This window comes from Leptospira adleri (assembly GCF_002811985.1).
Lineage (GTDB): Bacteria > Spirochaetota > Leptospiria > Leptospirales > Leptospiraceae > Leptospira > Leptospira adleri.
Map to the genome: position 1 here is coordinate 84,036 of NZ_NPDU01000005.1, position 21,026 is coordinate 105,061.

18 protein-coding genes are annotated in these 21,026 nt (G+C 43.7%); 8 read left to right on the forward strand and 10 right to left on the reverse strand.

Annotated features, from left to right (window positions below):
* Positions 1 to 419: 419 nt before the first annotated feature.
* The 3 genes from CH376_RS03185 to CH376_RS03195 form a co-directional block, all read right to left on the reverse strand.
* Positions 420 to 2,042, reverse strand: a complete 1,623-nt coding sequence (locus CH376_RS03185) for an LA_3751/LA_3752 family putative glycosyltransferase (RefSeq protein ID WP_100783909.1) — start codon at positions 2,040 to 2,042, stop codon at positions 420 to 422.
* Positions 2,043 to 2,049: 7 nt separating this feature from the next.
* On the reverse strand, positions 2,050 to 4,044 hold the full coding sequence (locus CH376_RS03190; RefSeq protein WP_100783908.1) for an O-antigen ligase family protein: 1,995 nt from the start codon (positions 4,042 to 4,044) through the stop codon (positions 2,050 to 2,052).
* A 109-nt stretch (positions 4,045 to 4,153) separates the two neighbouring features.
* On the reverse strand, positions 4,154 to 5,899 hold the full coding sequence (locus CH376_RS03195) for a hypothetical protein (RefSeq protein ID WP_207767158.1): 1,746 nt from the start codon (positions 5,897 to 5,899) through the stop codon (positions 4,154 to 4,156).
* A 77-nt stretch (positions 5,900 to 5,976) separates the two neighbouring features.
* Here CH376_RS03195 and CH376_RS03200 point away from each other — a divergent pair, with 77 nt between their 5' ends.
* A complete protein-coding gene (locus CH376_RS03200; protein WP_100783907.1) occupies positions 5,977 to 7,260 on the forward strand; it encodes an EAL domain-containing protein in 1,284 nt (427 codons plus the stop codon).
* A gap of 22 nt (positions 7,261 to 7,282) precedes the next feature.
* Here the strand turns inward: CH376_RS03200 and CH376_RS03205 are convergent, their stop codons facing one another.
* Entirely contained in the window at positions 7,283 to 8,446 is a 1,164-nt protein-coding gene (locus CH376_RS03205; RefSeq protein WP_100783906.1) for a DUF1577 domain-containing protein, read from the reverse strand.
* A gap of 80 nt (positions 8,447 to 8,526) precedes the next feature.
* On the opposite strand from CH376_RS03205, the gene guaB reads away from it, so the two are divergent.
* The 3 genes from guaB to CH376_RS03220 are packed head-to-tail and all read left to right on the forward strand — an operon-like array spanning position 8,527 to position 11,540.
* The gene (gene guaB / locus CH376_RS03210; protein WP_100783905.1) at positions 8,527 to 10,053 is read left to right on the forward strand and encodes an IMP dehydrogenase; all 1,527 of its coding nucleotides are present in this window, start codon (positions 8,527 to 8,529) and stop codon (positions 10,051 to 10,053) included.
* A gap of 2 nt (positions 10,054 to 10,055) precedes the next feature.
* A complete protein-coding gene (locus CH376_RS03215; protein WP_100783904.1) occupies positions 10,056 to 10,841 on the forward strand; it encodes an outer membrane lipoprotein-sorting protein in 786 nt (261 codons plus the stop codon).
* 9 nt (positions 10,842 to 10,850) lie between these two features.
* A complete protein-coding gene (locus tag CH376_RS03220) occupies positions 10,851 to 11,540 on the forward strand; it encodes a 16S rRNA (uracil(1498)-N(3))-methyltransferase (protein WP_100783903.1) in 690 nt (229 codons plus the stop codon).
* On the opposite strand, the gene CH376_RS03225 is transcribed toward CH376_RS03220, so the two are convergent.
* Positions 11,530 to 11,814, reverse strand: coding sequence for a hypothetical protein (locus CH376_RS03225; RefSeq protein WP_100784077.1), 285 nt, complete (start codon positions 11,812 to 11,814; stop codon positions 11,530 to 11,532). The two genes, CH376_RS03220 and CH376_RS03225, sit on opposite strands and share 11 nt — an antisense overlap.
* Positions 11,815 to 11,903: 89 nt before the next feature.
* Between CH376_RS03225 and thiS the strand changes: the two genes are divergently transcribed.
* The 4 genes from thiS (at position 11,904) to CH376_RS03245 (ending at position 14,171) form a co-directional block, all read left to right on the forward strand.
* A complete protein-coding gene (gene thiS / locus CH376_RS03230) occupies positions 11,904 to 12,104 on the forward strand; it encodes a sulfur carrier protein ThiS (RefSeq protein WP_100783902.1) in 201 nt (66 codons plus the stop codon).
* Complete coding sequence (locus CH376_RS03235; RefSeq protein ID WP_100783901.1) at positions 12,013 to 12,747, forward strand: thiamine phosphate synthase; 735 nt, start codon at positions 12,013 to 12,015, stop codon at positions 12,745 to 12,747. The genes thiS and CH376_RS03235 overlap by 92 nt, the downstream gene beginning before the upstream one ends.
* A gap of 44 nt (positions 12,748 to 12,791) precedes the next feature.
* Positions 12,792 to 13,619: a WecB/TagA/CpsF family glycosyltransferase gene (locus tag CH376_RS03240; RefSeq protein ID WP_100783900.1), complete on the forward strand. Its 828-nt coding sequence runs from the start codon at positions 12,792 to 12,794 to the stop codon at positions 13,617 to 13,619.
* A gap of 123 nt (positions 13,620 to 13,742) precedes the next feature.
* Positions 13,743 to 14,171, forward strand: a complete 429-nt coding sequence (locus CH376_RS03245) for a hypothetical protein (protein ID WP_100783899.1) — start codon at positions 13,743 to 13,745, stop codon at positions 14,169 to 14,171.
* Positions 14,172 to 14,427: 256 nt separating this feature from the next.
* On the opposite strand, the gene lysS is transcribed toward CH376_RS03245, so the two are convergent.
* From lysS to CH376_RS03270, 5 genes are all read right to left on the reverse strand, one after another.
* The gene (gene lysS, locus CH376_RS03250) at positions 14,428 to 15,924 is read right to left on the reverse strand and encodes a lysine--tRNA ligase (RefSeq protein ID WP_100783898.1); all 1,497 of its coding nucleotides are present in this window, start codon (positions 15,922 to 15,924) and stop codon (positions 14,428 to 14,430) included.
* Between the two features lie 7 nt (positions 15,925 to 15,931).
* On the reverse strand, positions 15,932 to 16,582 hold the full coding sequence (locus tag CH376_RS03255; RefSeq protein ID WP_100783897.1) for a hypothetical protein: 651 nt from the start codon (positions 16,580 to 16,582) through the stop codon (positions 15,932 to 15,934).
* Between the two features lie 133 nt (positions 16,583 to 16,715).
* On the reverse strand, positions 16,716 to 18,932 hold the full coding sequence (locus CH376_RS03260) for a glycosyltransferase family 2 protein (protein ID WP_100783896.1): 2,217 nt from the start codon (positions 18,930 to 18,932) through the stop codon (positions 16,716 to 16,718).
* 107 nt (positions 18,933 to 19,039) lie between these two features.
* On the reverse strand, positions 19,040 to 19,969 hold the full coding sequence (locus CH376_RS03265) for a polysaccharide deacetylase family protein (protein WP_100783895.1): 930 nt from the start codon (positions 19,967 to 19,969) through the stop codon (positions 19,040 to 19,042).
* The gene (locus CH376_RS03270; RefSeq protein ID WP_100783894.1) at positions 19,959 to 20,471 is read right to left on the reverse strand and encodes a DUF1993 domain-containing protein; all 513 of its coding nucleotides are present in this window, start codon (positions 20,469 to 20,471) and stop codon (positions 19,959 to 19,961) included. Before CH376_RS03270 ends, CH376_RS03265 begins: the two co-directional genes overlap by 11 nt.
* Positions 20,472 to 21,026: the final 555 nt, after the last annotated feature.

A 21,026-nucleotide genomic window follows, 5' to 3' on the forward strand; every position in this document is an offset into this window, starting at 1 on the left:
CCAAGAAACTCGGCGCGTAGCTCCCAATGGGTCGCTATGCAGGGCGGAGCGCGCGACTTTTACGGAAAGGATGCCGTAGTTACGACATTCTTTTTTTAAAATTGGAATACACTTACGGGTCAGGCGGTGGCAAGGGAAAGTTAACCAGAAACGCGCTGCGGTTTTTTTTTTGGTTCCTAACGTTCGTCAAGAAATATCGCGACGCTTTCTCTTTCCAAACAGATGAAAACTTTTATCTTTGCAACGCGCAGTGATGGTTTTATCTAAGATTCAAATTTCGAACTCTCGCCAATCAAAAAATGGAACTGAAAAATTTAAAAGGAAGAATCCGTACTTCCACAAAAGTAAGTGCGCGTAAAAATCATTGTAAAAATCCGGAAGGAACGAAAGCCAAAATGGAAAAAGAAAAGTTAAAATTCTTATCGTAGCGAATACGTTTTTAAGGTAAAATCCAAAATTTTCTTTTCATCTTTTAAACTGTAGAATCGATTTGGGTCCGGAAAACGCACCGCGATCTTTTCTTTGTATTGTTTTTCCGGAAGATTCGGATCTCTCGGCGGATATAGATCGTATTCTAGAATCGAATACGATTGAATATTCTGTTTTTTTAAAATTTCTTCCAGATCCAAGGCTTCCTTGGGCTCGGTTACCGAAAGATGGATCGCGGTTAGATAGGAGTAGCCGATCAGATAATTCGTAAATTGTCCTTTGTGAACTACAATCTTTCTTTTTTGAAACTCGCTTTGAATCTCGTTGTAAGGACTGATCGCTCCGAAAAGAATCTTAAATCCTTCTCTCGTGAACTTGTAGTTATAGTAAAGGCTCGAAGCGGCTAGAAGAACGAGGATAATTCCCGCCTTTGGAAATTCCAAACTTCTGCGATAAAGAAAGATAAAGATTCCGGCCGAGAGAAACAGATATCCGGATTCTAAATATCTTAAACCGAAGTGATGAACGCCCGCAGTGTAAGGACTTAAAAACGAAATGGAGAATACGGTTCCAAGTCCGACGAGTCCGAGCAGGGATTCGCCGGAAAGTTTCTTTTTGCGGATCAGGTTAGAAAGAACTCCGAGTATCAAAACCGTATAAGGAGCGGCTTTTAAGAATCCGGTTTTGCTTTCGTCCCCGAAAAGATAACCTTGAAAGATGGAGATTTGTTTTGCGATCGAAAACTGGCTCATCGCGTCTCCTGAACTTACGAGAAATCGAATTCCCATCGGATGGCCGGAGTAGACAAAGTTCAAAGAGCCGATAATTGCGAAACCGAGAACGGCGCCTAACGTTGCAAACAATAGATATTTTTTTAATCCGTTTCTGGTCTCCTTCTGAAAAAAGGAAAGGACCCCGAATAAAAGGATCGGGAACGCGGATTCCGTTCTTAGAAAAAATGCAGTCACTGCGACGAGCCCGGAGGCGAATGAGAATATTCTAAAATACGAATCTGTTTTATCGTTCTCTGATTCGGTAAAATCCGCAAATACGGAACTGATTACGAAAAAAGCAAAAGAAAGAAGAAGGAGGTTGTTCAAGGGAACCTCGGAAAATTCTTCCGAAGAAAGAACGGGAAAGCTGAGTGAAAAGGGAATCAGCGTTCCGATCAAAAGAATCCAATTCTGCTTTATGAACAAAGAAAGCATCCGATCGAAGACGATCATACATCCTAGCAGACAAAGGAGCGGAAGAAAGGTGATGATTTTCGGACCGAAAAGATAAGCGGGAAGTCCGTTGATCAACGCGAACAGAGGAGGGTATTGGAATAGACAATTTCCCTTTGTGCTGTTTTTTAAAAAAGCCCAAGGATAATCGAACGGAAAAAAACGGAACGCGGGATCTAAAATTTTACCGGGATAGGAGCATTCCGATTTGGAGACCGCTTCCGCCCCATTCTGAGCAAACGCGATTGTTTGATAGTATTTGATTTCGGAATCACTGGAAATAAAAGGGAAAACCCGATCCAATTGAGAACGATTGAAAATCAAAAAAACGAAAACGATCAGATAAAAACCGTATCTAGCGTAAGGATGTGTCAGGCGATTTAGCATCTTGGGTTTATTCCGTAATGATGATATGAAATGGATCCGTTTTTTTTGCGTCCTCGAGTTCTTTTTTGATATCGGAATTCGGATCCGTTCTTCTAAGGACTTCCGCCTTTTCCCTTCTGCACGCCGATGAATACGGATTTTGGCGAATACATCTGGAAAGCAACGAAATGGCGAGATCCTCGTATTCCTTTTTTCTCCTGAGAATCAGGGACGCTAATACAAGAGTTTCCTCCGAGCGGATCCATTTTTCGTTCCTCGCGACTTCGTCGATAGGGTAGGACACTTTTTTTCGATTTTCCGAAATATTCTTCTCTTTGTATATTAGAAAATTATCAAGTTCTATTTCGTTTTGAAGGGAGGCGAGGATCACGTTTCTCAGTCTTTGTTCCCAGATCAATTGAAAACAAAAAACGCTTAAGATCAGCAGGAAAGAATAAAAGGAACTCTGAAAAAGAGGCTTTTCGGTTTGTATCACACGGGTTTTGAAACCGAATCGAATCTGCAGTAAAGAAAGGGAAAGCGCGATCGGAACGAGAAAGTGTTGTTCCCCTATGTTAAAATCGAAAAATTCGTGAAATGCTATAAAGATAAGAACAGAAGAAAGGAATATTCCTAAATTTGAATTTTCCACTCCTTTGGACCGGATCATCATGAGGGAAAGATAAACGAGATAGGATGCGATCGAGAGAAAAAGGACGGAGCCGACGATTCCAAAGCTGGTAAAGGTTTCCACGTAGAGGTTGTGAGCCTGCGGATAGGAGCGGAAGGAGTGCAAAAAAAGATAAAAGTCTTCATAGCCGATCGTGCCGGGTTGAATATTGGGAAGATGGGCGAGGAGGGAGTCTGCTTCCGGACCTAAGCCGAAAACGGGAGAGTTCCGCACAACCGATTGAAAATGGAAGGACCAAAGAGAGAATCGGATCCAGAGAGTTTCAGGATTGAGATACTGAGTGATCGATTCTTTTCCCGATAAGAAAAAGATTCCGGATCCGATGAAAACAAATCCTAAAACAGCAAGAGCGATCATTTTCCAAATGGAAGTTTTTTTACCTAAGCGGAAAACAAGAAGGCACGCTCCCGCAGCGAAAAAAGCCAACATACTGGCCCTGGAATGGTTGAGAAACGTTAGATAGATCGCGAGAATTCCTCCCGGGAGCAGAAGTATCGAGTAGATTGGAAATTGGAAGGCTGTATATAAAACGACAATTGCGGTGAATGCGGAGATCACCGCAATCGCAGAAACCGGAAAGCCTACGTAAGTCAAAAACAAAGGAGGTTCCCAAATCGAAAACGGCCAGACTGTGTGAACCGCGGAGAAAAGATTTACGGTATTTAAGAGAAGATCAAAAGAAAGAATTAAGAGAAGGCCTTTTTTGATTCCCCTGTTCGGGTAGGAAGAAATTAGAAAAAAAATCCCGATTCCGGAAAGCAAAAGAGAAAGTTGTAAAAAGCCGGCCTGCGACTTATACGATAGGATTGAGGAAGTTAAGACGGAAAGAAAAAAGAGAATCAGGAGCCCGTGGAATTTTTGAAATCGGAATCTTTTCGGAAGCAAATATAAAAAAGAAGCGAGCACAAAGATCAAGACCGGAATCGATTTGATGCTGGAAAAGAGCGGAGGAGAAGAAGCGAACGCAACCGTGTGAATAAAAAGAAAAATCGGAGAAACGTTTTTCAAAAAAAGAAAAATAGAAAACGAAAACGCGGCGACGTAGAGAAGTTTAAGATTTAACTTTTGAGGAAAGTAAACGACGGGAGCGCGGTTGATTCCGTTGATCGTCGATATTCCGATTAGAAAAAGACAGGCCAATAAAAAGAAAGGATGAATTCGGTTTAATTTTTTCTTCTTAGCGATTACAAAACAAACGACCCAGACGAAAAGTGTGAAGACGAGCGTGTCTCTTGAAAGCGCCGGATTGGAAGGATCGAAAAAAAATAAAAAGCCGAAACAAAAACAAAGGAGAAGAATGGGTAAAATTTTTAAATTGAGAAACCGGCTCATTTAAGTTTTTGTACGATCGATGAAAAGAAGATATATGCAGGCTATCTTCTCTCCCTGTTTTTAGCAATCAAGATTCTCCCGGATAAAAGACTCGAAAGTCGTGCGAAAATCACAAATTCTTCCGATACCAAACTTGTCTATTTTTATCCTTCGAATTTGCGAAGTAGTACTCATCAAATTCGCGGAACTTTTCTTTTCTGAGAATTGGCGGAAGAGATACGTATTTATTTCGATAGAGATCCAAATATTTTTCGAAGTCAACGAACGTGAAGAAAGGAATTTTTTTTAATTCCTCCATCGTCTCCGGCGAGTAGCTGAGAATTTTCCAGGTCGCGCCGAGGTCCGCGATTTGGAGGGCGTCGTACTCGTTTGTTTGATTTTCGGGATCGGTAAAAAGTAAAATTTGTATCTTTCTTTTTTTTAGGTAATCGATCGGAGCCGTTTTTTCATGTCCGATTCTTCCTCTCGTTTGAGACGTTAACCGCGCGATCGTAGGATCCGTTAGTCCCGCCTCGGTTTCGATCGCTAAGACCGGATTGAGATAGTAGATAAAAATACATTCCGAACCTGCAAACGCGACTCTTGCCTGAGAAGACTCGAAATGTTTTCTCCAAGGCGTTAATTTTGTTTTCAGTTTCTCCGTGGTTTCCCTTTTGTAGATTTGATTTTCGTCGGCGATGTCGTGCAAGATCGGAAGAGTCGAGCCCTTGTAGACGTCCCAGCGAAGGAGGATCAGAATCGGGATGAAATAAACCGCGATCGTACGGAATCGATTCCAAAAAGCGCGCTTAGAAATTTTAAGCGAAAGCCCGGATTCTACCCATACAAACAGGAGTGGAAGAATCGGGAGATAAAACCGCGCGAACATAAAATCCCCGCCGATCCATGTATAATAGCCCGCGTACAAAAACGGAAAAACAAAAAGAAGAATCCAGTCGAAGTCTTTCGATCCTTCCTTTAGCCGCAAAAAGCTCCGAAGTTTTCGGTAGAATAAGAATACGGAGAACCCGAGGATCGGGATCAAAGCGTAATACATTTTTAAAAAGAGAAATAAATATAAAAATCCTTGCCCGAGATAGGAACTTCCGCCCGACTTCGCATAGAACGTATTGGGCAACAGATTTCCATAATATTCTAATTTCCAAATATAGAAAAAAACGGGAGCCGTGTAAAGGAACGAGGGAAATAGAAAAACCTTTTCTCGGAACAAAGTTTTCAGAGAAAAATCCGGATTTTCCTTATGAAAAATCAAGCCGATGTAAATTCCCGCGAGTCCGTGAAACAAAAGTCCGTCCGGTCGATCGAGACAGGAAAGGGAGGAGAAAAGGATTCCGACTATCCGATTATAATACGTTACTCGCCATTCCGAGGTCAGGTGATAGGCGGCTGCGAGCAACAAGAAACCGTGTAAGGAAGTTTCGAGTCCTCCCGTAGCAAAGACGCGGTTGTGATGTAAAAAAACAAAACAAGAAAGAGCAAACGGAAGCCGGAAAGAAGAGGCTGAATTCCTTCGGTTCCATAGTAATAAATAGATACAAACGCCGAAAAAGGAAAGGATCCCCAAGAAGTAAGATACGAAAATAGGATTTATCGCTTCGGTGAAATGCGCGGGGGTTAAGAGTATGGTCCATAAAAAATTCGTATAACCTTCGACTCTTTCTCCCACGTTAAACACCATTCCTTTTCCGTCCGCGAGGTTCTTCGCATAACGTAAAGAAATGAATGCGTCATCCGAAATCCATCGCATCTGATAAGTGGAAATCAAGCCGAATAAAATCAGCAGAATGCTGAATGTGAAATACAAAATGCGCTTCAAAGTTACACTTCCTTCTCTGAAACGGAATCGGGAAAACATCCTATCGATACTCATGTTTTTCTGGACGGCCAGGAATTTCCTTGAAGGAATGATCGATCCGAAAAACTTGTAACTGAATGATCAGGCCGCTGGGCACGCTTCCTAAAACGAAAGCAGAATGGGATCTTTGGTTCCAGTCCGGGGAAATCATTCCTTATTTTCAACCGATCCTTTCCGTAGAAAGAGATTCTATCTTCGGATATGAAACTTTGGGAAGGTTTAGGGATCAATCCGGAAATGTTCATTCTCTCGGCCCGTTTTTTTTGGACGCGGAGACAGGAGTTTTGGATCCGCAAGAAAGAAAAGAAATCTACAATCTCAAAAGGGAAGTGGATCGGGATCTTCGTAAGAAGGCGATCCTTCATCTCCTCAAAAATCAGCATCTTTTTCCGGACGCAAAACTCTTTTTAAATATTTCTCCCGCGTATATGAGGGACCATATCGAAGAGGAGGCTGCCGATTCTTATACGATACGTCTCGTGAAAGAACTCGGACTCGATCCTTCTAAGATCGTCATCGAAATCGTCGAGGAACACTTTGACGGAAGTTTAGAAAGTCTTAGACCTTTGATTTCTCGTTACAAAAAGGAAGGTTTCCTCGTCGCGATCGACGACCTTGGTTCTCGTTCTTCCAATCTCGATCGAATCGGAATTTTTCATCCGGACATTTTGAAGGTCGATCTACAGATGCTCAGAAATTCCGTTACATCCAGAAATTTTCAGGAAATTCTTTTTACGATCTCAAGACTTTCCGAATCGCTCGGATGTTCCCTTCTTTTTGAAGGAATCGAAAACGAAAAGGAACTCTTCCAATCCCTCACATACAGCGCCCGTTTTTTACAGGGATTCTACTTTGCTGAGGCTCTTCCCGATATGATCGGACAAGAAGAATTAAAATTGCGGTTCGCCACGTTGCACGAACTATTTTTCAATTATAAAAGATATCAATTGATGAAGCAGATCAAACGAGAGAACGAGCTGGAGGAAAAACTGAATCTTTCGGGAATTACTGTTCACGAGGACGGGAATCTTCACGGAGTTCAGATTCAAAACCCGGGCGTACTGAGCGATTTTGTTTTTAGAATCTACGTCACAAACCTAACGGGAAGTCAGGTTTCTCCCAATTATATGAGAATCGGGGAAGTTTCCATGGACACGGACGATTCCTTTATCGGAAGAAACTGGAGTTGGAGACCGTATTTCCTCGAACAATTCTATAAATCGATGAAAGACACCCGCGCGGAATGGATCATCAGCAATCCCTATTACGACATCAGTTATAGCATTTTATTGATCACTTACAGCAAAAGACTGCCCGACGGACACGTCCTTTTCGTAGACGTGCAAGTTCCTGAATATTAGAAAAACATTGAATGCAATGGCGTCAGGCTTGCGCCTGATTCGCTTCCGCAAGAAGGCGGTTGACGTTGTCGATGTATTTTTTTCTTTCTCCGGGGCGGGAAGAATTTCCCTCGATCGAAAGTCCGACGTATAAATTTCCGTCGGCGTCCTTTGTCACGGAACGAATCACGCCGAACGCGGTCAAAGGCGCCTGCATCTTAAAGAAGATATCGAAGGTGAATCCTGCTCTTTTGGTAAGATCCTGATTCAGATCCGGATGGTTGATCTTCGCCTTCAAACCGCCGGTAGAAATGTTGACGATCGGAAATCTTTCTTTGACTAAAACCGTGTTTGATTCCCGGATCCGATCCACCATCTCGAACGTGAGCGTTTTGATCTCCATTACTTCCAGAATATCGATTTCTCGATTCCGATTTTGCGCGTGGACGTAGCCGATCGGGATCGCTTGTTCTTCGTGATTCAGGTAGATGACGGGGACGATAAGTTCGGATCTGATTTTTTGATTCGCATATTCGATGATCTTCTTTCGAACGTCGTCCTTATCGCCGATTTCGCTTTCGTAGTCGATAAATCCTTCGTGATCAAAGGGCGCATAACTTGCAGGCTTTTGCGTATCCGGGATGAATAAAATCTTTCGCGTCTTTTTTACGAGGTCGAACTTGTCTCCGATGCTGCGAAAGACGTCGATTTTAAGGATATCGTATTTCGATTTCAGCTTCGTTTCATAGTCGGCGAAGTTAACTTTGACGGATGTTGGAATATTGAAAAGATTTGCGTCGATCGTCGTTTTGCTCGTGCGGATATTCGTAATCCATACGGTCCCTTCCGGAGGAGCGATTCGATTGAGACTTCGTTCCTTGCTCGCGATCGAGATGTCGGAGACTCCGAGGATCAGCTGATTGCCCGGTTTTTCGTCCAGGACTTCACAATCCAATTCCACATACTTCGCGAGAAGTTTTGTAAGGGTGACTTGGCTGTTCAAAGGAAACGCGTTCGGAGTCTGGGTCTGAATCAAAATTTTAGTCGCGTCTTTGGAAACCTGTAAAATTTTTACGATTTGTTTTACGATGCCGGGAGACTGAGCGACGATGTCGGTTTTTACGAGAAATTTCGAAATAATGTGAAACTTTTTCGCGGGGTCTCCGACCGTTTCTTTATCTCTTTTTTTTCTCTGAATTGTTTCCATAGTTTTTCAAAGCAAAGGAGGGGAAATTCTCTTGATCTCAGTTCTCTGTTTACCTTTTATGTACTAGGTAAGGAATAAGAATGTCAAACCAAACTTACCGCGACTCCGAATATTTAGACGGACTATCCGGAGATGAACTTTTCAGTCTTCAGATCGGTCTAACTTACAGAGATTTTCTCGTCCTCCCTGGATTTATCGACTTCCATCCCTCCGAAGTTGAGCTTGAAACCAGACTGACTCGAAATATAAAACTAAAAAGACCTTTTATAAGTTCGCCGATGGATACGGTAACCGAATCGCAAATGGCCATCGCGCAAGCGTTGATGGGCGGAATCGGAATCATTCATTACAACAACACGATCGAAGAACAGGTCGCTCTTGTTGAGAAGGTAAAACGTTTTGAGAACGGATTCATCACCGATCCTGTGATACTCGGACCAAAGAACGTAATCAAGGATTTGGATTGGATCAAAGAACACAAAGGTTTCACAGGAATTCCAGTCACCGAAGACGGAACAAGAAATACGAAGCTCGTAGGAATCGTAACCAACAGAGATATCGATTTTGAAAAGAATCGAGACATCACACTTGATAAAGTGATGACTACGAACGTAATTACCGGTAAAGCGGGAATCACTTTACAAGAAGCGAATGATATTATCAAAAAGTCCAAGATCGGAAAGTTACCCATTTTAGATTCCAATGGAAAGTTAGTGTCACTTGTAAGTCGATCCGACTTAAAGAAGAATAAAGAATTTCCGGATGCCTCAAAAGACGAAAGTAAAAGACTGCGCTGCGGTGCGGCCGTATCCACATTGATGGAATCGAGAGAAAGAGTCGCGGCTCTGTACGACGCGGGCGTCGACGTGATCATCATCGACTCCGCGCAAGGAAATTCTAACTATCAAATCGAGATGATTCAATTCATCAAAAAAGAATTTAAGAATCTGGACGTTGTCGCGGGAAACGTTGTCACTCGAGGACAAGCCGAAAATCTCATCCAGGCGGGCGCGGACGGCCTTCGGATCGGAATGGGCCCGGGATCCATCTGTATCACCCAGGATACGATGGCGGTCGGCAGGGCTCAGGCGACCGCGGTATTTCAAACCGCCAAACATGCCGCAAAATATGACGTTCCTGTCATAGCGGACGGAGGAATCTCGAATATCGGAGATATCGCGAACTCCCTCGCAATCGGCGCGTCTACTTGTATGATGGGATTTATGTTTGCCGGAACCACGGAAGCGCCGGGAGAGTATTTTTATGAAAACGGAATCCGCCTCAAAAAATACAGGGGAATGGCCTCGATCGAAGCAATGAAAGCCGGCGGGGACAAACGTTATTTCAACGAAGGACAAAAAGTGAAAGTGGCGCAGGGTGTGAGCGGTTCCGTCGTGGATCGTGGATCCATTCTGAACTTTATCCCTTATCTTTCTCAGGGACTCAGACTTTCTTTCCAAGATATGGGTTACAAATCCATTCCTGAAATTCACAAAGCGTTAAGAAACGGAGCGATTCGATTTGAAAGACGTTCCGAATCCGCACAGGCTCAGGGTTCCGTTCACGGACTCTATTCTTTCAGCGCGCCTACGATGAGGGCGGAGTAAGTTTGATTCGGATTCTTGCGTCGCTCTTGATTTTTTTGGCGTTCGCCGTTCCTCGCCAAGAAACAAACCCGCAAGGATCCGCGAGTCCAAGAGTCGCGCAGGAATTGGTCGCGAGACTCGATCAGGCCCTTGCGAAGTCGACTCAGGGTTTGATCAAAGGAAATCTGATTCTCATCCGGAGATCCGGAGAAACCTGGACCTGGGACGTAAGCATTTTCCGAAAGGACGAAGACACTCTTTATCTTTTTGAAAGCAGGGGAAGAGGGTTGGAATATAAGATTCTGATCAAGGACGAAGGCGAGCAAATCTACGCGTTCAACGTACTGTCCAAAAAGATCTTTCGAAAGGTGGACGAGGAAAAATACGAACAACACCTTTCTACCGGTTTTAGTTTTATGGATCTTTCCGGAGTTTCCTATCAGGCCAACTACAACCCGATCGTCCAGAGCGATTTGAAAACGACCGACAATTCTTTCAAAAGAGTTTCTCTCAAACCCATCATACCGTATTTCTACTCCAAGCTGATTCTATTGTTGGATTTGGAATCCCTAAAACCGACACGTCTTGATTTTCACGACAAGGACGGAGTTCTTTTTAAAACGATGAACATCAAATACGGACCCGTAAAAGTAAAACAAAACCAAAAGATCGGAAAGGAAGAACTCGCGAACCGCTTGGAAATGTTGGATCTGAACACGGGGTCTATCAGCGTATTAGAATATACTGAAATTGATAGGGAAGTGAAACCGGACGCTTCTTTGTTCGATCTCGCAAACCTAAACAGATAGGAATTCGTTTTGGAAGAAACGATTCTATTTCGAAAAGATTGGGATCCGAATCTGGAATTCTTCTTGAGTCGCGAGGAAATTTCTCATCTGAAAGCGCTTCGGATCTATTCCGAAAAAAAAATCCTGCGAGTGCTCGACGGGATCGGCTCGGAGTGGGTCTACGAAGTGGAAGCGGGCGCCAATCGAGGAATTCTTAAAAAAACAGTAACTCATCCCAAACCGAATCGCATTTCCGGAATCGCAACGGCGATTCCCAAAGGAAACCGGCTCGAATGGCTCTTACAAAAAGGAACCGAACTCGGTCTCACTCATTTTTACTTTTTAAACTTCGAACAATCCGATCGAAAAGATTTTAACTTGGAAAGGGCGCAAAAGATCGCGGAAGAGGCGGCCTCTCAGTCCAAACAGATCTTTCTTCCGGAAGTTTACGCGCCCGTTTCTCTCAAGGAATTCTTAAAATCCAAAGAGCCGCAAAGTTGCTCTTTTTATTTTTTGGATCCAAGGGGAGAATCGGGATTAAAACCGGAATACTTTCGAGATGCGATTTGGATCGTCGGTCCGGAAGGCGGTTTTCGAGAGAAGGAGATCGATCTTCTCAAAGAGAGGAATGTCTTAGGAGTAAAAGCCGGCGATTCGATTTTAAGAATCGAGACCGCAGGGATCTTTGCGGCCTCGATGTTTCGATACTTTACTTATTGAGCGCGCTGTATTGTAAATACAAGCTAACGATATTGCAGTTCGTAGTGCAAGCGCTCGTGCACGTGTTTAGGTTTTGCAAATTGGAACTCGTAACGGTCGATCCCCAACGTTCCGCACAAACCGCGTTGCAGGAATCGATCGAACCGCCCGGACCGCAGGCGAGGATATAATTGAAAACGGCCTTATCAGTGGTTTCATCATGTCTCGAATGACAGCCACTCAGAACAAGGAAAAACAAGAGCGAAATTAGAATGATGGAAGACAGCTTTCTCATAAGGTTAAGTTCCCTAGCAAGGAATTCCTCGTAAATCAAAAAAGATTGGACATAGACGGATTCCCGCACAAACTTTTTTTGTCGTAGTTATGAAAGTGAACGGAAAAAAACTTCCTCTTTCCGAATTGAAATCGTCCCAGATTCCCGACCTTTTAGAATATCTGAAAATCAGACCGGAGATGGTTGCGATTCAGAGAAATGGAAGTATTCTCAAGAGAGAGTTTTGGGATCAAACTGAATTGCTGGAAGAAGACCAACTGGAAATTCTTAGGTTCGTCGGTGGTGGTTGATTCTAACGTTTGGTTTCATCTCGGTTTGTATCCGATTTTAGATCTTGATTTTTGCAAAAAGGAGAATCTAAACGTATTCGAACTTCCTAAGGTTTGGATGGAATATCCGGATTTGGTTCCTTGGATTCAGATCCGCGCCAAGAACGTAAGTCCGAGAGAATTAGATTCTCTCGTAAAAACTCTGTTAGACAAATACCCGACGATTCCCTGGATTCTCAACGACTACTGGAAGGAAGCGATTCGGATGGATTGTTTTGGAGCCCACGTCGGAAAAGAAGATTATGAATCCTTGAACGAAGAAGAAAAAATTTCCCTCCGAGAATCGAAATTATTTTTAGGAACCTCGTCTCATACGATCGAAGAAGTGAATACGTTGGATTCTTCCCTTTGGAATTATACCGGTTTGGGCCCGATCTTCTCGACCGAAAACAAGGACGACGCTAAATCCGCAATCGGCACCGAGTCCTTGACGAAACTTTCCAGATCCGCTTCTTTGCCCGTGACTTTGATCGGCGGAATTCAAGTCTCAAATTTAGATCGGATTTTGGATCAGGGTTCGTTTCTGCTTTCCAGCATTTCTATGGTATGTTTGGAGGAAGAATTTCGGGCTGCCGCGGAAAAAATCCGAGCGAGAAAGCGGTAACTTTCAATTGACTCTGAACTTATGTCGTATAGGATGCCTTTAGGATGAAAAAGCCTGGTGAAATCATACATCTCTCCGCGAAAGACGATCGGGATTACCTCCTGGATTACCAAGTCATTCAGACGGAAACATTAGGAAAAACAGATATTCTAGGGGTTCCGTTTGACAATGTTTCGCAAGACGAGGCCGTAGCAAAGATATATCGTTTGCTGGAAGAAAAAGAAAGGTTTCATCACGTTCTCTTTTTGGATCCGATCAAAATCATGTCGGTTCGAAAGGGGAAAAAGCTACACAGAATCACGGAAAAAGCAAGCCTGATTCTTGCGGAGGGCGCGGGCCTGCAATGGGCTGCGTCTAGGCTTGGAAAAAATCTCAAAGAGAGAATTTCTCCCATCGCTTTGATGATGGATTTGGTCCGTCTTTGCGAACTTAGAAATTATTCCATCTTCATGCTTGGCGGAAAAGAAGACGTGATCGAAAAAGTTTATTTTACACTTTCCCGTCATTTTCCCGGGGTTAGAATCGTAGGACGTCACGCGGGTTATATGAATCCGCAGCGAGAATTGATGGTCAAGGAATCGATTCGAAAGACAAGTCCGAATATTATCTTTCTTGCAATGGATTTTCCGGAACAGGAAATCTGGATCGAAAACAATACCGCATTCTTCGGTCATTCGGTGATCATCGGTGTGAGCGGTTCTTTAGACATTCTTTCCGGAAAAGTGAGAAAGGCGCCTAACTTTTTCAAACTGAGAGGTCTGATCTGGGTTTGGAGAATCATCAGCAAGCCTTGGAGATTGTTCCGTCTTTTTAGAATGTTCCAGTTTTTCACAGTCGTATTCTTCAAATCTCTTTTCCGCAAAAAATCTTAGAATCGTTTGATTGCTAAATCACACGGACGGGAATGTTTCTGTCGGTAGAAAAGATATTCAAATCATCTAATGGATGATGAAAAAGAACTTGCAAAATTGAAATTTTGAATACAGAATTTATAAATGACTGAACCAAGTTTTATCACTTTGTTTGTGACGATGCTCTTAGGTTTCGGTTCCCTTTTTGGTTTTTTACACCAGGTTTGGAAGCAGTTGTTCTCTCAACTGAAAGAATCGGAAAAAGAAGTGAAATCAGAACTTGCCACCGTACGATCGGAAATGAAGTCGGATCTTGCGACGGTGCAAACGGAAATGAAGTCGGATCTTGCGACGGTGCAAACGGAAATGAAGTCGGATCTTGCAGCTGTGCGAACTGAAATGAGAACAGATCTTACAACTGTGCAAACGGAAATGAGAACGGACCTTGCAGCTGTGCGAACTGAAATGAGAACTGATCTTACAACTATGCAAACGGAAATGAGATCGGATCTTGCGAGCGTACGAACGGAAATGAAATTAGACCTTGCAACAGTAAAGTCGGAGTTGAAATAGGATATCCGTAAGATAGAATCCCGTTTGGAACGTTCTATTTCTGGACTTGGTGAAAGGATTGATATTTTAATAGATCACTTTTCACTTCGACTGGCAACGGATCTTCCCAAAAAAAGAAAGAGGCTCCAAGGCTGACTTTAGAAATACAACACGGTTTTTGAAATCGAATCCAAAAAAGCCTTCGAATTTTTCCGAGGGCTTTTTTTATCTGTAAGATCGAATGGATAAAAATGAAATAAGATTACGAAATTCTAATTCATTCCGGACGCATCAATGGAAATAGAATCGTATCTCGAATCGAGTGCGAGTTAGTAAGAAGCATTACCAAACGATCGATTCCGATTCCGAGTCCTCCGGTAGGAGGCATTCCGTATTCTAAAGCTCGGATATAATCTTCGTCCATCATAAAGGCTTCATCGTCCCCGGCTTCCCTTTGTCTTACTTGTTCCTCGAATCTTTCTTTCTGATCGAAAGGATCGTTTAACTCGGTAAAGGCGTTTCCGATTTCCCTTCCGGCTACGTACGGCTCGAAACGTTCCACGAAACCCGGTTTTTCCGGATTGGATTTTGCAAGAGGGGAAAGTTCCGTCGGATAATCCGTGATAAAAACGGGTTGTATCAGATTCGGCTCCGCCTTATCGGAGAAAACCTCATCCGCGACTTTCCAGATAGACTGACATTTGGAAACGTCGACCTTTTGTTCGGATGCTTTTTTCTTCGCTTCTTCCAGAGTCGTGATTTGACTAAAATCGATTCCGCTGTATTCTTTGATGATGTCCACGTAGGTGACTCTTCGCCAAGGCGGGGATAAATCGATCAAATCCTTTCCGTATTGAATCTTCAGAGTTCCGCAGACTTTTTCGGCCAGATATGTGATGAGTCTTTCCGTAAGATCAAGCATGGAAGCCATATCGCCGAAAGCCATGTAGGCTTCCATCATCGTAAATTCCGGATTGTGTTTCGTCGAAGTTCCTTCGTTTCGAAAGTTACGATTGAGTTCGAAAACGCGGTCCATACCGCCCACGATCAACCTTTTTAGATAGAGTTCCGGAGCGATTCTTAAAAATAACTGCATGTCGAGAGTATTGTGGTGCGTGACGAACGGTCTCGCCGCCGCTCCTCCCGCGATCGGCTGCATCATCGGCGTTTCCACTTCCAAAAAACCCTCGTTTGTCAGAAAACTTCTGATTTCGGAAACGATCCTGCTTCGAGTGATGAACGTTTCTTTTACCGCGTCGTTGACGACCAAGTCCACATAACGCATTCTGTATCTTTGCTCCACGTCAGCAAAAGCGTCGTAGATTACCCCGTCTTTTTCTTTCACGACCGGAAGAGGGCGGATGCACTTTGCGAGAAGTTGAACGCCGGTTAGGTGTAAGGTGATTTCCCCTTTTTGAGTCGTGAAAAGATAACCTTCCAAACCGATGATATCTCCCAGGTCCAAGGACTTAAAAAGGGAATAGGTCGCTTCTCCGAGATCGTCCCGAGTCGCATAGAGTTGGATGATTCCGGCGCCGTCTTTGAGATGGGCAAAACTCGCTTTTCCCATCACTCTTTTGGAATGAAGTCGTCCGCCGAGTTTGTAGATCGTTTCCGGTCCCGTCGGAGTTTTTTCGTATCTTTCCACGATCTCCTTGGATTTAGAATCCGGAAAAAAACGAACCGGATAAGGATTGATTCCCTGTTTTTTGAGTTCTTCGATTTTTTGAATTCTTTGTTGAATGAGTTCGTTTGATTCTTTTGCGTCTAACATTACGATTCTATTTTCCTGGGAGTATTTGATAAAAAGTTCTGGCTAAGTTTGTGAATACGAGTTCGAATCCTTCTTCGGTTAAAAACCAATTGGATAAGCTCGTCCGATCCGCGAGTGGAACGATATGGACTTTGAGACCCGCCGGTCCTAAAACGGATTCGTAGATTTTTTGATTGAGAGCGGACTCGAATCTTTTGGAAAGAATCAGAATATTCTTCAATTGACGATCGAGGCCGATTTTCAAAAGGGATTTCGAAAAATTCTTCGCTCCGGCCGGATAGGGTTCGAGTTTGTAGATGAGAATTTTGGATTCTTCCACACCCAATCCAACGAGAGTATTTTGAATTTCCTGAGTGAGATCCAAACCGATTCCTAAATCGGAATTTGCGGTCGCCGGTGAATAGAGAACGATCAAAATTCCAGCATAACCTTTTTTGAATCCGTCCGCCGCGTTTTTTAGAATGTCTCGAGGAAGAGTTTCTTTCACTTCCAAAACGAGAGCGTCGCTTTTCGGAAACGGGCTGTCCTTTACTAAAAACAAAGGTGAGAGAAAAACGAATCCTAAGATCAGAAGCAAACAGAGGAAAAATCCGGAAAGGAATAACCGCGCTTTGTACAATACTTCCTGTACGGATACCGGTCCTGGATTTGCAGACATATAGAACGAGAGTTTTTCCCAGGAACCAAATTACAAGAGGAATTTAGACGCGTTCCAGTCGTGTTTTGCGTCAATTTCTTTATCTTTTCAATCAAAACCGAATTCTTCTTTCGGTTTCGAAAAAAGGTTAGAATCAAGGGATCTGATTTTTTTCGGATGAGTCGTTACCGTAGAGCATTGCGGCTTCGAGTTCGATCGTAACTCGGGGTTCGACCAACTGAGCGACCGTTTCCACGATATCCGCGGGAGGTTTGTTTAGAGAAAGCATAAGGTCTTCCCAACTTGCCCTGAGTCCGATAAACTTTACGATCGCATAACCCAACATCAGCGCGTTTGCGAGGTTGTAGAAGGAATAAGCCCAATTTTTATGGAGGTAGTTCGTAACAAATCCGAACAACAACTGAGTCAAGAGAGCGTATTCCGCGATCACGTAAAGCGCGGGCATTGCGGTTCTTCCGATGACCTTCGGAGTTCTGCTGAATGGAATTTGTTTTCCGGTGACTGCTTGGTTCAAAGACATCAAAACTCCGGCGAGATTGACCGGAATGAGAAGCAGATTCAGCGCGTAAACCCGGAAGACGTCCTTCCAACGATAGCCCATTTCGACAAGATCCATTCCGTAGAGAAAGAAATAGGGAAGGGAAGAAATCGCGATCCAATAGGTCTCCATTCCTTCGCCGAGAGGACTTCCCATCAAAATCACCAATCCGATATTTACAGCCGCGATCGAACCTAGATAGTGAACCCGAAAGAACGCTTCCACAAACTTCGCAAGATTCCAAGGCCATTGAAAGACGTGACCCAAAAGTTTAGGAAGAATGATCAATCCGCCGTTCGCCCATCTTCTTCTTTGAATGAGAAGAGAACCGAAGTCGGAAGGAGTCGCGCTGTAGGCGAGACGTTCCGGATAGTTGTATAAATTCCAGTTCACATCCAAAAGATCGATGCTCGATTCCGTATCTTCGATCACGGTATTGTCTTGGATATAGCGATGGATCTTGTGTCCTCGTTCCTCGTAGACGGTGCAGATATCGAGAAGGGCTTTGTGACGGAGCATCGCGTTCGCTCCAACCCAAAAGGTCGCGCCGAAATGTGTGAACCCCTGATGGATCTGATATTGGATATCCGTGGTAGCTCCCGCCATTTGTTCGAGAAGACGAGGAGCTCCCGGAATCGCGCTGTAGGGAGTTTGAGCGACGGCGACTCTTTCGTTTTGAGGAGAAGCCATAACTTGCGCGAGTTTCAAGACGTAGTCCGGAAGAAGCATGCTGTCCGCGTCCAAAGTAATCAAGAATTCGGCGGAGGGAATTTCAAAAGAAGAATCCGAATTTTTCGTTTCTTCGAGAATGGTTCCGTGAGATTCTTCTCTTTCCTTCCATTTTTTTCCCAAAAGATAGATGTAGCTGTTTAGGTTCATCGCTTTGTTCGGAAGATGCGATAGGTTCAGATATCTCTTCCTCTCGAAGCTCGTAAAATTTACGGAGAAAAGACAAGAAAGGCGATTGTATTCTTTTTCGATTCTTTCGAAAGAGGCACCGCCCCGTGCAAGAAGATCCTCCAATTCGAGAATCCTTTCCGAATGCAATTCTTCCCATTTTGCAAAGAACCGATCTCTCATAAAAACGCGGGTATGTTCCGGAAGTTCTCTTTTGATGGAATGATCGTCATAGTTTAGAATTCGATTCCGAAACCAGAGGGAAACTTTTTCATAGTGACGGATCAGTTCTTCGGTTTCACAGGAAGAATCCAGCGATCCGGCGCGTTTGCGTTTTAAAAATTCGGCCTTCGCCAAGGATAAGGGAGCGTTCGCTTCCTCAAATTCTTGTTGGAGAGAAACCGGGAGATTTCTCATTTTTTGAAGGGCTTCGAAGTCGGAATAATTTTTCGGTTGAGGAGGGTCGTCTATGAGGAGAACCACCCTTCTGTTCGGATAGTCTTGGAGGGCTGCGGACAAAAGTGTTTCCCGGACGATATCCAATTCTTCCTTGTAGGAAGGAACTAAAACGGCAAGAGGTGGAGAATCCGTTTTGTAGATTTCTTCCAATTTTTCCCTTTCGAGAGGATCGTGTTTGAGGAGCCTTTTGAAATAACCCAGACGGGTGAATTGATAAACGAAGTTCCCGTAGGTGAGTAACGTGATGATGACGATGAATGCGATTTGACCGATCGCGGCGAAAGGCCTGTGATCCAGGATTTCTTCTATGAGGATTTGAAACATCTCGATGCACGCGAAGGCACAGGAGACGATCGTCAGAAAAAGGAAAATGCGTGTGATCCAGATCTGGTTGTTGTAATACCGATTCGTTTTCGAATTCATGGATTCTGCTACAAGAGCTGGATTCTTTCTCATCTAAAATATACTGAATCTACTATATCAAAAATTACCCTTCGTTATGTAATTCATAATTATTGCCGAGCGCGGGAAATTTTTATCGAGTTTATAAAATTTAAAGAATTCTAATAAGAATAAGGCGAGTTTCCTTGTGTGGACTTTTGATTCTTCTGGCATACGATGTAACGAGGATTTTCCAATTGTTCAATGAACGTTGCAAGGTCGCATTTCCCGTCGATGAAGATTCGTTTTACCTGGAAAGGATCTCCTCCCGGGAGATTTGCACCGTCTTCGGTCGTAAGGAGCGCTTTGTAACCGGAATTCTTGGCCAACTGAATCAAAGTTGGATTGTACCATCCGCAGGGCCAAGCGAGGTAATCGATTGAAACTCCTAACTTTTCTTCTAAGATCTTTTTCGATTGCTTGAGTTCGAAGAGGGCTTCTTTGTTTCCCTTTCCCGGAACCTTGTGATCGACCCAGGTGACAAGATTGTCTTTTGGATTCCAGGGATGGCTGTAAGTGTGGGAACCGATCTCAAAGAGCGGGTTTGCGGCCAGTTCCTTGATGTCGGACCATTCCAAGTATTCTCCGTTTCCGATTCCTTTGGGACCGGAGATGATCCAAAAAGAAGCGGGAAAAGAATGTTTCTTGAGTGCTGGAACCGCGTTTAAGACATTCTTCCATCCGTCGTCAAAGTTGAGGACGATGGAGCGATCCGGAACGGCAGTTCCTTTTTTCATATAAAGAAGGAGTTCCTTCATCGAAATCGGATGATATCCGTGAGAGGAGAGATATTCCATCTGTTCTTCGAATTTTTTCAAGGAGATGACGGTTTCTCCCGGTTCCCGATTCTCTTCCGTTACGATTTCGTGATAGATCAAAACGGGAATTCCTTTTGGGTTTAGGATCTTCTGTGTGTGGAATTCTTTTTCAGGCGAACTACAAACCTGGAAAGAAACTAAGATCAGAACCAAGGCGATTCCGGTGGGCTTTAAAGTTTTGGCTTTGATCGGATGCAAAAGTCGATTTCGTTTTCGGAAGATTCTAAGATTCATTTTTAAAAGGCATATCTCCCAGATAATTCTTCTTACCGATGTCCACTCCGTTATGACGCAGGATGGAATAAGCGGTCGTAATATGAAAATAGAAATTCGGGATCGCGTGTTGAATTGCAAATTCTTTTCCGGTCAGATACTTTCCTTCCCAACGCGGCTGCGAGATTTTACGATCCAAGGATTCGTTAAAATCTTTTTCAGAATAAGTTCCGAGATAAGAGAGGACCGATTGGATTCTTTCTTGGAGTTCGGGAAGAGTTTTTTCCTGGTCGTCGTGTTTGGGAGCTTCTTTTCCGGTCAAACGCGAAACTCCCAACTTGGCTGTGTCGCAGGCGATTTGAACTTGTTTGATCAGATGAAACTGATCCGGAGCAAGTCTTGAATTCAAAAGAACCTCTACGTCGAATTTTTTGGTTTCAGCGTAAGAAGCGGCCTTTTCCAAGAGAAGGCTTAAGTTGCGGAGCATCTTTGAGAACTGGAGAATCGTAATTTCGAAGAGCATTTTTTGTCCTATTGGTTATTTGGTGAGAGTTTTTTTTCAAGAATTTGAGAGCTGAACATTTCAGATAGAATTTTTCGGGAAAGAAACGTTCCGTAAGAATCCTTTCAGAAAACGATAAACCTTCCGATCGGAATTGGATGAGAAAGTCAAGAGAAGAAATTCGAGCCGTCGTACCTACGACAAGGTTTACGAGTGAGTTTTATCGTTGGAAAAGAAGAGTTTTCGTGATAGAGGAATGTATTCCGCTTTTTTCCCGCGGACCCTCCACCTCCACCCGAAGAGGGTGGGGGCCATTTCGGTCTTACCGAAAAATTGTCGGAGTTACGACGCGGCTTAGCTCCACGGCGTCTTTCAGGCTCACTCGCCATCCCTGGCACGCGTCGCATTTGCACGCTCTCTATGGATCGCTCCAAATGCTCTCGCCTGAAAGCTTCGAGTCCGATTTCACGATCAATGATTGTTAGATTTAAAAAATGGAGGAGATCTTTGCTCGAGAGGGGACTCGCCGTTACGCAGCATCCACATCCTGTGGCGCTTAGCTCCACGGCGTCTTTC